12 protein-coding genes and 1 pseudogene are annotated in these 13,649 nt (G+C 40.1%); all 13 read left to right on the forward strand.

What is annotated here, in order from left to right; all coding sequences use genetic code 11:
* Positions 1-83 precede the first annotated feature (83 nt).
* The 13 genes and pseudogenes from DXD06_RS15970 (at position 84) to DXD06_RS16035 (ending at position 13,599) form a co-directional block, all read left to right on the forward strand.
* Positions 84-374, forward strand: coding sequence for a hypothetical protein (locus DXD06_RS15970; protein ID WP_012744351.1), 291 nt, complete (start codon positions 84-86; stop codon positions 372-374).
* Positions 361-501, forward strand: a complete 141-nt coding sequence (locus DXD06_RS18040; RefSeq protein ID WP_012744350.1) for an HTH domain-containing protein — start codon at positions 361-363, stop codon at positions 499-501. The genes DXD06_RS15970 and DXD06_RS18040 overlap by 14 nt, the downstream gene beginning before the upstream one ends.
* A 26-nt stretch (positions 502-527) precedes the next feature.
* On the forward strand, positions 528-1,178 hold the full coding sequence (locus tag DXD06_RS15975) for a hypothetical protein (RefSeq protein ID WP_012744349.1): 651 nt from the start codon (positions 528-530) through the stop codon (positions 1,176-1,178).
* Between the two features lie 445 nt (positions 1,179-1,623).
* A pseudogene (locus tag DXD06_RS15980) lies at positions 1,624-2,649 on the forward strand (M42 family metallopeptidase).
* Between the two features lie 59 nt (positions 2,650-2,708).
* Complete coding sequence (gloA2, locus tag DXD06_RS15985; protein WP_109257702.1) at positions 2,709-3,089, forward strand: SMU1112c/YaeR family gloxylase I-like metalloprotein; 381 nt, start codon at positions 2,709-2,711, stop codon at positions 3,087-3,089.
* A gap of 749 nt (positions 3,090-3,838) precedes the next feature.
* Positions 3,839-4,570 (forward strand): polysaccharide deacetylase family protein, encoded by a 732-nt coding sequence (locus DXD06_RS15990; RefSeq protein ID WP_442969672.1) that lies wholly within the window; start codon positions 3,839-3,841, stop codon positions 4,568-4,570.
* Positions 4,571-4,629: 59 nt separating this feature from the next.
* Positions 4,630-5,256, forward strand: a complete 627-nt coding sequence (locus DXD06_RS15995; RefSeq protein ID WP_117833092.1) for a TetR/AcrR family transcriptional regulator — start codon at positions 4,630-4,632, stop codon at positions 5,254-5,256.
* 34 nt (positions 5,257-5,290) lie between these two features.
* Entirely contained in the window at positions 5,291-8,827 is a 3,537-nt protein-coding gene (locus tag DXD06_RS16000; RefSeq protein ID WP_117833093.1) for an HD domain-containing phosphohydrolase, read from the forward strand.
* The gene (locus tag DXD06_RS16005; protein ID WP_117833094.1) at positions 8,824-10,026 is read left to right on the forward strand and encodes a BMP family ABC transporter substrate-binding protein; all 1,203 of its coding nucleotides are present in this window, start codon (positions 8,824-8,826) and stop codon (positions 10,024-10,026) included. Before DXD06_RS16000 ends, DXD06_RS16005 begins: the two co-directional genes overlap by 4 nt.
* Positions 10,027-10,133: 107 nt before the next feature.
* Entirely contained in the window at positions 10,134-10,445 is a 312-nt protein-coding gene (locus tag DXD06_RS16010; RefSeq protein ID WP_117833095.1) for a hypothetical protein, read from the forward strand.
* Between the two features lie 262 nt (positions 10,446-10,707).
* Positions 10,708-12,126 carry a methyl-accepting chemotaxis protein gene (locus DXD06_RS16015; protein ID WP_055067518.1) on the forward strand — a complete coding sequence of 473 codons (1,419 nt, stop codon included), beginning with the start codon at positions 10,708-10,710 and terminating at the stop codon, positions 12,124-12,126.
* Between the two features lie 618 nt (positions 12,127-12,744).
* Positions 12,745-12,909, forward strand: coding sequence for a hypothetical protein (locus tag DXD06_RS16030; protein ID WP_243001154.1), 165 nt, complete (start codon positions 12,745-12,747; stop codon positions 12,907-12,909).
* A 165-nt stretch (positions 12,910-13,074) separates the two neighbouring features.
* Entirely contained in the window at positions 13,075-13,599 is a 525-nt protein-coding gene (locus tag DXD06_RS16035; protein ID WP_117833096.1) for a flavodoxin family protein, read from the forward strand.
* The last annotated feature ends 50 nt before the right edge of the window (positions 13,600-13,649 follow it).

Consider the following 13,649-nt stretch of genomic DNA (forward strand, 5'->3'; position numbering starts at 1 on the left):
ATAAAAGTAATAGATCACTTGGACCGTTATGGAGAGTGAATAGATTCCGAATGACAGAGGAATGAAAATAATTGGAGGTTGAGATGATGCAATCAATATCAAGTTATATTAATCCCAATACAAGAGCACTTACATCTAATTATAAAAATACAGTTATTAAAGATAAGGAAGCATATAATGGGGCGATGTTGCAGCACTTACTAAATCCGGTAGAGGATCTGGCACAAGCGTTAAAAACACCAATAAAATTGGCGAAGGGTGCTTCAATTAGCAGACAGAATAATTCTGTTAATATTGCAGAAGGACAAAGTATTCGTGTTAATGGAGGTCATGTGCTTACGGTTACGGCGCATAGCAAAAATGGCTGGTGTTGAGGAAAATGATATTGACAGGCTTTTAGCCAATCCACCAGAAAAGATTGAAATCGAAGTAAAGTATAAAATTGCTGTGACTGTTATGGAATTGCGATTTTGGCTAAAAGATTGTGAATCACCGATATAATCGGGATTTGTGAGTAGAGGGCACTTATGAAAAATAAAAGTATCAATCAAGTTTCCATAATAAATGGTGAAGATGGTCCCACAAGTGTTTTTATATTTGGAGAAGCTCAAAAGCAATCTCTAAAGATTAGAATCCGAAATGCTATCTATCAATCCAGACGAAAAAGGATAGAAAAGAGAATAGCGGCCAACCCGCATACCCTTGCGGAAGTGGTGCAATACGCAAAGGATCATTATGATTTAGTGGAAATCAATCCTGCCGCAACAAATTGGATAGAACGACAGAAAAATCTAAAAGCTAGTTTGATTATGCAGCATAAACCAGAACTTTTGGGTCAAAGGAAGGATATTCCAAAACCAGATTTTCATAATGAAGAATCTGTTAAAAATTTTTTGAATGAAATGGAAATTAGAAATAAATTGATTGACCAAATGCCTGATAATGTAATTCCCATGGATTTTCATTTATATGAAATAAAAATTGGTGAGGATTTAATGGAAATAGAGGTAGATTATACCTGGAATATATTTGGAATATCTTACTCTGGAAATAAGTCGGTCATAAAAAGGTTTAAGAAAATAGCCAGAGATTTATATTGTTATTATGGTGTCAGTGAGGAGGATATAAAGAACCGGACAAAAAGATATTCTTCACTGGTAACGGAATTGAGTTCATAAATAAGCAGTTAATTTAGCAACAACTTGTTGCAGATTCTAAAGTTATCTTGCATAATTAAAATATAAAAGATGTATATAAGGTCGGAACAGAGACCTTAAATCTGTTCCAGTGGTCGGGATGGAGACCGAAAACCCATTCCCATTGCGGAATAAACTGCAAATACAGTGATCGCGTTGCAGAAACCTGTGAGGCCTGCGACCGGGGGAGAACCTGCGGGGACTCCTCTTTTCTATATTATGGAGATGGTGTATATGCAGAAGATGCTTGATTTTATAACATAGAAGAGAGTACGTGTAATGCGGAGTAAATAATGAAAATTAATGGTTGAGAAGTCAGTGCTTTTGGAAAAAGTATGTGGTAAAATATATATACGAGAAGTCTATAAATTGGAGATGTTATAATGCAATTGAATTAATAAAGACAACAAAATGGGAGATAACAATTATGTCAACAGAAGAGATTAAAGAATATATCGGAACACAGCTCAAAGCACTCACATCAATAGCAAGCCCTACAGGCTTCACAAAAAATGCCACAGGCTATCTGATGAAGCAGCTTGAGGCTATGGGATATGCGCCACAGCTTTCAAATAAAGGAAATGTCAGCGTGGAAATTGGTGGAGTTGGAGCACATTTGGTATTGGCAGCGCATGTGGACACACTTGGAGCCATGGTTCGCTCAATAAAGGATAACGGACGTTTGCGCCCGACAACTATCGGTGGTCATCAGTGGAGCACAGCAGATGGAGAAAACTGCATGGTTTTTACGCGTGATGGCAGAATGTACACAGGCGTGGTGCTAAATACAGAGCCATCGGCACATGTGGCAGATGAAAAGGTTGAGACAAAGGAAGAGAATATGGAAATCCTGCTCGATGAAAATGTAAATGACAAGCAGGGCGTAGCGGCACTTGGCATCTAGACAGGGGATATTATCGCCATGGATCCACGTACGGTCATCACGGAGAGCGGATATATCAAGAGCCGTTTCCTTGATGATAAGCTGTCAGCGGCTATTCTGCTCGGTGTGGCTCATGCCGTAAAGGAGGAGGGGTGGAAGCTAAACCGCAAGGTCACACTGCTCTTTACGGTTTATGAGGAGGTAGGCCATGGCGGAAGCTTTGTACCGGCTGATACGGAGGAGATGATTTCAGTAGATATGGGCTGCGTTGGAGCCGACCTCGGCTGTACGGAGCATATGGTTTCAATCTGTGCGAAGGACTCAGGCGGACCTTACAACTACGAGCTTGTTACAGAGCTTTCAAATCTGGCAAAGAGCGAGGGGCTTGACTATGCAATTGATGTTTATCCACACTACGGCTCTGATGTTGAGGCAACACTGCACAGCGGATATGATATCCGTCATGGGCTTATCGGTGCAGGAGTTTATGCATCGCATAATTATGAGCGTTCACATATGGATGGCGTGGAGAATACTTATAAGCTTTTGAAAAAATATATTACAAAATAGTATCATTGTGATACATTATTTCACGTATTCAAACAAAGTAGGAGAGAGGTAAATATACCATGAATTTAAAAAAAGTTCATCATATTGCCATTATTGGGAGCAACTATGAGAAATCAAAGCACTTTTATGTGGATCTGTTAGGTTTTTCTATTATTCGAGAAAATTACAGACCAGAACGTGATGATTATAAAATTGATCTTCAACTCGATGAGATAGAATTAGAACTTTTTATCATTAAAAATTGTCCGAAGCGTCCAAGTTATCCAGAGGCTTATGGTCTCCGGCATCTTGCCTTTGCTGTAGACTCGGTCGATGATACTGTAAGAGAATTGAATAAAAGGGGCATCATAACTGAGCCGATTAGACTCGATACTTACACAGGCAAAAAAATGACATTCTTTCATGATCCTGACAATCTACCCTTGGAAATTCACGAATAATGTATTGCAGTTAAAAGATGTGCCCTGTTTTGGGCTGTGATTTTATAAATTCAAGTTTGCAGAACTAATAGAGAAGTAACATATAAAACAATAAATATGGTCAAAAAATCATCGACATCCGACCTACAGCACGTTATAATATAGTTCATCTAATAAGAAAACCAAGTGATCATTGTTACAAGCTGAATCGTAATGGTGGCCAACTGAGTGAACTCGATGGAACGGAATGGTTATATCCTCCGGGTGCTCCGAGCACCGGACGAGCACCGAAAGGAGCTTTACAGAGATGAAAACAGGTTTTCTTATTTTGACAGGGAGTAACAGAATAGTTAGAAAAACCAAGGATTTCCTTGACTTAGGTTGACTAATCATTGTATGTATTTACAGTGGTATCTCGAGCTCCTAAGACTCTATTGTAGGTTCGATTCCTATAGGAGACGCTCATTTTTAGCGGTAATGAAGATAGTTTCATTGCCGCTTTTTTCATGCAGAATTGTAATTTCAGTGACAAATTTGTCAGCGAAACAAGGCTGAAAATACTGATTTTGTCAGCGGGGATGGATGCTTGTCACCAATTCACACTTTCCTAGCCGTCACCCAGAGGGATTAACTACAGTGTAGGATGAGTTTTAGGGTGTAAAATTAGGAAAAGCAGTGAAACAAAACACTATATTCTTGTCTGTGATATCAGGCCTGTCGGAAGAGTCCGTTCAGATTAGATAAATACAATCTATTCTGGACGGGCTTTTTTGCGTTCAGAGAAAGGAAGTTGCCTATGGAAGAAAAGAAGGAATTGCTGGATCAGGCTGTTGACCAATGCAACTGTTGGGGACAGGGAACTTCCAATCTATTGTGTGGATACAACGGAGAATAAAGTAGCACTTAGTTTTGACGCTGCCTGGGGCGCGGAAGATTTTTCGAAAATTATGGATATATTGGAGAAACACAATGTCAAAGTCACTTTTTTTATGACCGGAGGCTGGGTGACGGATCATCCGGATTGTGTGAAAGAACTTGTAAAACGTGGGCATGATCTGGGAAATCATAGCGAACACCATTATGATATGACAACGATTTCCCATTCGGAACAGGAAGCTGAATTAAACAGTGTGCATGATCTTGTGAAGGAACTAACCGGTTATGAAATATTTTTGTTCCGCCCACCGTATGGAGCATATGATAATGCAGTCATTAAGACGGCGTATCAAATGAACTATTATCCGATCCAATGGTCGGTTGATTCGCTTGATTGGAAAGACTATGGCGTGGATTCTATTATTGATACGGTTTGTAATCATAAGGCACTTGGTCCGGGAGCGATCATTCTCTGTCACAATGGTGCAAAGTATACGGCAGAAGCGTTAGACACCATGTTGACGCAATTGGAAGAGAAGGGGTATACGATCGTGCCGATCTCCGAACTTATCATGAGGGAGAATTATCATATGGATGTGGCAGGAAAGCAGATTGCGAATGAATGATTGAATCTTTAGCCTTTTTATGCTAACATTAAGACTGCAAGTATCAATAAGGGGGAGTTATGAAACAAGTAGACAAAAAGAAAATCATAGATGCCGCATTTCACATATTTGTGAGAGATAAGATTGAATCTGCCAAAATGAGTGAAATTGCACAGGCTGCAGGCGTCGGAAGGGCTACACTGTTCCGCCATTATCCGAGCAAACTGGAACTGGTGATAGCGGTTAACGCAGCAAAATGGAAGGAATATCTGGATGAATTGGACGAAAAACGACCGATTGCATCCATCAATGAGATTCCTGCCATCGATCGCTTTATATTTACAATGGACAGTTACATTGATATGTGCGTTAACCATAAAGCACTTTTGCAGTTTAATGATAATTTTAACCATTTTGTCAGCCGCGCAGGTACAGACAGTGCAATGCTCAATAATTTTAAGTCATCTTTATATTCGGCAGATACAAGATTTCTTAAAATGTACGAGAAAGCCAAAGAAGACCATACATTCAGAACGGATATTCCGTTTGAGGAGTTTATGCGTGAGACGGTTCACGTCATGATGGCAGCCTGTACATATTACGCAAACGGGTTTATCTGGGGCGCAGATGAGGATGAAAATTATGTTTCTGAATTGAAGCGGATCAAAGGGATGATTGTTGCTTATGTAAGAAACGGAGAGCCGTAATCAGTCTGTTTGCGGAAGAGGAGAGAGGATACAGATGAAAAATAAGAAGGGATATTGGATTGTTTTGCTCACAATCGCAGCATTACTTTTGGACCTTGTTGGACGTGTATTGGCGGATCAATTCGTATTGCCGCTATGGTGCGATTCCATCGGGACATTTCTGATTGCATATCTGGGAGGACCGGTTTGTGGTGCCGTGGTCGGCTTTTCGAATAATATCATTTATGGAATCTTTGTTGACCGACAAACGGTCTATTGTATTGTTGGAGCTTTGCTTGGCATTGCTGTCGGTTATTTTTCCAAAAAGAACGTGTTTGACAGGGAGTTTACAACCATGACTCTGGGAATGGGACTTGCCGTTTTTTCGACCATTGTTGCGGTTTTGATCAATACGCTTTTGTATAATGGAATGTCCGGAAACGTGTGGGGAAATCAGGTTATGATGATGTGCATGGATAAAGACGTCCCTCGTTATGTTTCGTATGTGATCGGACAGTTTTGCGTTGAATTTTTGGACAAGCTTGTGAGTGTGGAAATTGTCTATTTGCTGCTGAAAGGTGTGCGCTGTATGCGAAGAGGTTCTAAAAAGAATCTTCAGGCTGCAGCAAAACTCATGTTATTGATTCTGGCGGTTTCGGGATGCTTTGGCAGCATCGATACGGTGAATGCGCAGGAAGCAACAATAGACTATGATTCTTATGTGCAGAAGATCTATTCGAAAGAGGAAGGTCTTATATCCGGCGAAGCCAATGATATTGCACAGACAAAGGATGGAAAGCTGTGGATCGCTACATATGCGGGACTGTTCAAATATGATGGAGCAAAGTTTGTGTATCTTCAGGACATTTCTTCGGTCAAAACGATAAATTGCCTGTATGTTGATGAAGAAGGCAGATTGTGGGCAGGAACGAATGATAGCGGCGTTACTATTTTTATCAATGAGGAGCCTATTAATGTAGTAGATGATCAAAATGGTCTGCTTTCCAATTCTGTGAAACAGATTGTATGTGATTCTTTAGGAAATTATTATATCGGTACCGTCGAGGGGCTGTCCGTTGTATCCCTCAGCGGCGGAGTCAAGGTGACCGGATCATTGGATCAAATTAAAAATGTAGTTTCGATGACTGCGGATGATAACGGAAATGTGGCCGGGGTAACAGAGCGAGGAGATGTATTCTGGATCAACAATGGAAAACAGATACCCGCACCGGAAGGCATTGAACCGGATGCATGCTACAAGTCAGCGTTTTTTTCGCAGGATGGGCAGTTGTATCTGGGAACAACGGATAATAAGGTATATGTTTATACAATGAAATCTGGGAAGCCGGTCCTGGAATCCAGGATTGTGATGGACGGATGCGAAACAATCAATTGTTTTTACCAGACGGAAAACGGAGAATTGTTTGTCTGCTCGGATACAGGCGTGGCTTTGATTGACAAAGGGGGCAGATGTCAGAGTATCAATACCAATAATTTTAATAGTTCCATTGACAATATGCTGATGGATTACCAGGGCAATCTGTGGTTCAGTTCCTCCAGACTGGGATTATTGGAGATGTGCCAATCTCCATTTGAAGAATTATTTCCTAAGATTGGGAAGAATGTCGTCGTCAATACGACGGCGAAGTGGGATGGATTGTTGTTTTGCGGTACGGATAGCGGGTTGATTGTAATCGACGACAAAAAAGAAGTAAGTAATACCATTACGGAACTGCTTCAGGGGGTGCGTGTCCGTTGCTTGAAAGTGGACAGTACAAATGCATTGTGGATTGCTACGACGGAGAAGGGTGTATATAAAGTTACCGCAAAAAACCATGGTGGATATCATATAAAGAGTTTTACAGAAGAAAACGGAATGCCGGGCATGCGGTTCCGGACGATTATCGAATGCAGTGATGGTAAAATAATGGCTGCCGGAGATTATGGAGTTGCCGTTTTGTCGAAGGATTCCGTTGTGAGTATTCTCGATGCCAAACGTGGGCTGGCGAATGAGAAATCGCTTTGTCTTTTGGAGTATCAAGATGCCTGCTACGTTGGATCGGATGGAGGCGGAATTACACGAATTGATAAGGATAACCATGTTTCAAGTATTACGAAAAAGAATGGCTTATCATCGGATGTGGTTCTTCGTATGGTTTATGATCCGATTCAGGCTGGCGTTTTTATTGTCACAAGTAATGGGCTTTGTTATCTGTCGGCAGACGGCAAAGTGACGATTCTTGATCAATTTCCATACAGCAATAATTATGATCTGATATGTAACAGCGACGGAACCTGCTGGATTTTGAGCAGTGCGGGAATTTATGTTGCAAGTGCGAAAGATCTGGTAAAAAATGTGAGGACGGAATATCCGCTAATCAATTCCAAACGGGGATTTCGGGCTTCTTTAGTCGCAAATTCATGGATCGGAAGAGAAAATGATGATTTGTATCTATGCTGCGATACGGGCGTAGTAAAAGTAAATATGACGAAGTACGATATGACAACAAAGTCCTATCGAATGATTTTGAATTCGGTAAAGGTTGACGGCAAGAGCATGGAGATCAATCGTGTGGATCCGTTTCAATTGTCCGCAGATGCGCATCAGATTACATTTTCACCGGAAGTGTTGAATTATTCCATGGATGATCCGTATGTAAGGGTTAAGCTGGAAGGCTGCGATAAGTCGGAACGGGTATGTCGGTTAAGCGAATTGAATTCCATCACATACACGAATCTGAAACAAGGGCAATATGTATTTGAAATAGCGATTTTGGATGATGTGAACGGAAATGTTATAGAGGCCGGTAGATACGTGATCGAAAAAGACATTGAGATGTATCAGAACTGGTGGTTTAAACTTTATGTCTGTTTGATTGCGGGACTGGTTCTCATGTGGATTACCTGGTTTATCACAAGATCGAAGATGCAGAGAACCTTGCTGAAGCAGAAGCTGGAACTGGAATATGCAAAGAAACAGATCCAGATGAGCAATGAAACGATTCTTTCGATTGCACGCACCGTGGATGCAAAGGATTCCAATACGAGCCAGCATTCTTATCGTGTATCGGAATATTCGGTTGCTATTGCAAAACGCCTCGGATACTCGGAAGAACAATGCGAAAATCTCCGCAAGATGGCTTTGTTGCACGACATTGGTAAGATAGGAATACCGGATGCGATTTTAAATAAGCCGGCAAGGCTGACCGATGAAGAATATGAAATTATGAAGACACATGTAATCCGGGGAGGAGAAATTTTAAAGGATTTTACTTTGATTGACAATGTGGGAGTTGGAGCCTTGTATCACCATGAGAGATATGATGGAACCGGTTATTGTCATGGACTGAAAGGAGAAGAAATTCCGATAGAGGCACGTATTATCGGTATAGCAGATGCGTTTGATGCGATGACCGCAAACCGTGTATATCGAAAACAACTGGATCTTGATTTTGTGATTGGAGAATTAAAACGCTGCAGCGGAACACAATTTGACCCGCACCTTGTAGAAATCATGCTTTCGTTGATTGAGGAAGGCGTTATTGATGCAGAACGGTTATATGCAAAAGCAAAAGGAGAGCAGAAAGAATGAAAAGAGTATATACATTGTGCATAATAACCTGTCTGGTGATGTCGTTGTTTTCCTTTGGAATCCATAAAATAACCAGAGAGGATGAAAAGCATCTGAAGGTTGGATTCATATTTGTAGGGGATGAAATTACACCTTATACCAATAATTTTATTAAAGCCAGAGATCATGTGAAAGACGTGTATGGTGACCGGATTGCATGTGTGACCATTTATAATGTGGCAGAGGGACAGGTGGAATCGCACCTTCAGGAGCTGGTTGATGAAGGCTGCGACTATATTATCGCAGCCAGTTATGGGTATGGTGCGGATGTGAAAGCCATCGCTGAACAGTATCCGGATATTCAGTTCTGTGTCCCTACAGGAGATAACGCAAATTCGGATCCGGTTCTGCCGAATTATCATAATTGTTTTGGGGAAATCTATCAGGGCAGATATGTATGCGGCAGAGTTGCAGGAATGAAAATCAAACAGATGATCGAAAAAAATATCATCACTCCCCAACAGGCAAAAGTCGGCTATGTGGCGGCTTTTCCGCTGCCGGAAGTAATATCCGGTTATACCGCTTTTTATCTTGGGGTACAATCGATGGTTCCGGAAGCCACCATGATCGTTAAGTATACCAATACATGGTCAAGCTATTCACTTGAAAAACAGGCTGCAAACGAACTGATCGATGAAAACTGTGTGGTTATCTCACAACATTCGGATACCATTGGTCCAGCTACCGCTTGCGAGAATGCAAAACTGGAGATCCCGGTCTATCATGTAGGATACAATCAGAGTATGACGGACATTGCTCCAACCAAATCGCTGATCAGTTGTTGTGTTGATTACTCGTATTATTTTGAGCAGTCGATCGGAGCCCTGCTCCATGATAAGAAAATCGAAGATTGCATCGATGGACGGACGTATGGACAGGATGCTATGGCCGGTCTTGATAAGGGCTGGGTACGGATTCTGGATCTCAATGAGACCGTTGCGCCAAGCGGAACAAAGGAAATGGTTGAGGACACCATTGCAAAATTAGGCAAGGGAGAATTGGAGGTCTTTTCCGGACCATTTACCGGTGTGAGTGTGTTTGATCCGAATGACAGGATCGATCTGAATTCTCCGTATAAAGAAAATGAACAGTCATCCTCGCCGACTTTTTGTTATATTCTTGATGATGTAATTTCGATGGAAGAGATGAACGAAAAATAGAAGCCATAATAGGAATATGAAAATGGATTCTATGCAAGGACAGAAAACCCAGGTGTGTTTGTGCACCTGAGTTTTTTTGTGCAGATTTTTCGGATGGTAAAATAAATTTGGTAGAGAGAGTATCAAAGGATGCAATAGAAGCACTCAATTCAAAAGAAATTATCATGATATTTCCAAGCCAGAAGAAAAATAACAGGACGGTCAGAGTGCTGAAAACACCGAAGACAGACAGCAGTGTCAGGAAGGTGTTTATTCCAAAATCAGTAGCACAATGTCTGATTGATCTGAAAGCAGATCAGGATGAGATAAAGGAAGTGCTTGGAAATGAATATCAGGATTATAATCTGGTAATGGCGACAACATTTGGTCTTCCTATAGGAGACAGCTATCTAAGGACAAAAATGCAGGAAATGAACTAGGGTTACCAGATGTAGTGTTTCATAGTCTGCGTCATACCAGCGTCACCTACAAGCTGAAATTAAGTGGTGGGATTATTGTGAAGAGAGGCAGAGGGAAGAACGTATAATAGCAGATATGAAAATTAAGGATGAAAATAATTTTCAAAATTTTCTATCAAGAGAATAAAGTATTGACAAAATTTTGTGGGGTGGGGTAGAATGATGGTAAAAAATTCCAAAACATAACGCATTGGTGCTTTTCGCAGAAAGAAGAAAAATAAACATGAAAAAGAGAAAGAACTTGGGAAAAAAGTTAGTAACAATGTTAGTGTCTGTAGGCTTTTTTGCAGTTTTGATTACAGTCTTTAATTTAATGGCATTACAAGCTATTCGAGAAAAGAATAATGTGCTTATAGAACAGTTTGAACAATATGAAGAAGCAGTGAAAAATAATGATACCGCGGTTTTTGAAACAGCAAAAGGAGAAGTGGCAGAAGCCATCAGACATAGCAACTACAGAATAAATGGAAGCATCATTTTTGATCTTGCACTTGTGGTAGCTAATATTATTGTAATCGTACTTCTTTCGATTGTTATTAATAAGTCCATTGTTCGTCCAGCAAAAAGAGCAAAGAATGATTTGGATGATATCATTTTAGGTATAGAATCAGGACAGGGTAATCTTACGTTAAGAGTATTTGATGAAACCAGTGATGAAATTGGTCAGCTTGCAAATGGTGTCAACCATTTTATTGAAACATTACAAAATCTTATGGTAAAGATTCAGAGTGTATCAAAAGATATGAAAAAATCTTCCTATCTTGTACAAAATGAGGCGGAATCTTCAAATATGAGTGCATCCAATGTGAGTGCAACATCGGAAGAACTTGCAGCATCCATGGAAGAGGTATCTGCTTCTCTATCTGATTTAGCCCAAGGATGTAATAATCTGCTGGAGAAAATGGCAGGCATGAATGAGGATGCTAAGAACTCTGCAATGAAGTTGCATGAAGTGAAGCTTACTGCAGAAAATAGCTATAAAGAAGCGATTGCATCAAAAGAAAAAACAGTAGAAACATTTGATGGCATTCAAAAGGATGTCGCGGAGGCAGTAGAAGCATCTAAGTCTGTAAATGAAATTGCAAAACTTACAGAAAATATCTTAAATATCGCAGCACAGACAAATCTTCTAGCACTTAATGCATCGATTGAAGCAGCAAGAGCAGGGGAAGCAGGCAGGGGCTTTGCCGTTGTTGCAGATGAAATCAGACAGCTTGCAGATAGTTCACGTGAGACAGCAAACAATATTCAGGAAATCAGTGGAAAAGTTATTGAGGCAGTAAACAATCTGTCTGGAAATGCAACGGAAATGATTCGTTTTGTAGATGAAAAGGTAGCACTTGATTATGACAAATTTGTAAAAATTATTGGAAATTATGATGCTGATTCTGATCAGGCAAGTAATACATTTAACGAGTTTGCAGTTAAGTCAAAAGATAGCTTAGGTACAATGAATGATATGAATGAAGGTATCAATAACATTTCTATAGCGATTGAAGAATCTGCAAAAGGTGTTACAAACGTAGCACAAGAGATATCACAACTTGTAACAGCAATTTCAGCAATTACAGTGCAGGCGGACGAAAATAAGAACCTTTCGGAAGATTTATCGGATGAAGTAGCAAAATTTGAAAAAGTTTAACTAACAGATTTTTATTATGAGAAAAACTGTATTAGGTAAATAACCCGCACTAACTAAAAATGAATGCCAGAATAAGCACAAAGGCATAGCCCCATTACGGGTTCTATGCCTTTGCGTTTTCCGGAAGCAGCATCCGGTCGTCGATATAGTAATCACAGGAAATCTTCCGGCTGTTGTGTCCATAGAATTCGATGATTTCCGGAAGATTGTCATTAACTGCATCAAATTCAAAATTCTGTTCCCAGCACCATTCGACAGCTTTTGACAGGGCTTCCCCCGCACGGCAAGTCCAGAGAATGAGTTTATTGCCATTACGTTTCCATTCCTGGAGATATTCAATACCAGTGAGCGCAAAGTTTATATACCGGGATTTGTGGCACGGTGCCTTATTGATATAAAGAAGGAACAGGATGAGGTAAAGGAGGCGCTTGGCAGTGAGTATACCGATTACAACTTGATAATGGCGAAGACAATGAAAGTATAAATATAGAAGAACGATATTGTGTGGAGTAAGAAATCTATGCAGAATCGTTTTTTTTGTTTCTTGTGAAAAAATTTGTAGTTATTTGTAAGAATTTGTCGAGAAGTGCCATGTATATAATGTAGGGAGGTTTTAACATGACCAAAGACGAAGAAATCAGAATGATAAATGAAAAACTGGATTTTTATGTAATGGAGGCAAGTGATGAGGAGTTTGATACCGAAGAGGTACGCAAACTTGTGAAGCGATTAGATGAATTGGATCCCATACCATACCATACCATTGCCGTGGAAATCGGATGAGGAAGCATTGAAAGACTTCTGGGATTATTGTGAAGAGAGACAGAGGGAAGAACGTATAATAGCAGAGATGAAAATTAAGGGTTGAGAAGTCAGTGCCTTTGGAAAAAGTATGTGGTAAAATGTATATAGAAGAAGTCTATAAATCGGAAGTTGGAGGATACACGCATGAAAATTGTAATCATTAATGGAAGTGCCAGAAAAGGAAACACGCTGACAGCAATCAATGCATTTATAAAAGGAGCATCAGAAAAGAATGAAATTGAAATCATTGAACCTGACAAACTCAACATTGCACCATGCAAGGGATGTGGTGTCTGTCAATGCTCTAAGGGATGCGTCGATAAGGATGATACAAATCCTACAATTGATAAAATTGCTTCCGCAGATATGATTCTTTTTGCTACACCAGTTTATTGGTGGGGAATGTCAGCACAATTGAAACTTATCATTGATAAGTGCTACTGCCGTGGATTGCAGTTAAAAAATAAAAAAGTTGGCACGATTGTTGTAGGCGGTTCTCCAGTAGACAGTATCCAGTATGAGCTGATTGATAAGCAGTTTGACTGTATGGCAAAATATCTTTCATGGGATATGCTTTTCAAAAAATCATATTACGCAACAGCTAGAGATGAACTTGAAAAAAACAAGGATTCCATGAACGAACTTGAGGGGATCGGAAAAAATTTATAAAGCACGTTCCAAATTCCAGCTCTACAAGCAGTCCTTCATCTCTATTGATT

It is taken from the genome of Roseburia sp. TF10-5 (assembly GCF_003462365.1).
In the GTDB taxonomy this organism is placed as follows: domain Bacteria; phylum Bacillota; class Clostridia; order Lachnospirales; family Lachnospiraceae; genus Roseburia; species Roseburia faecis.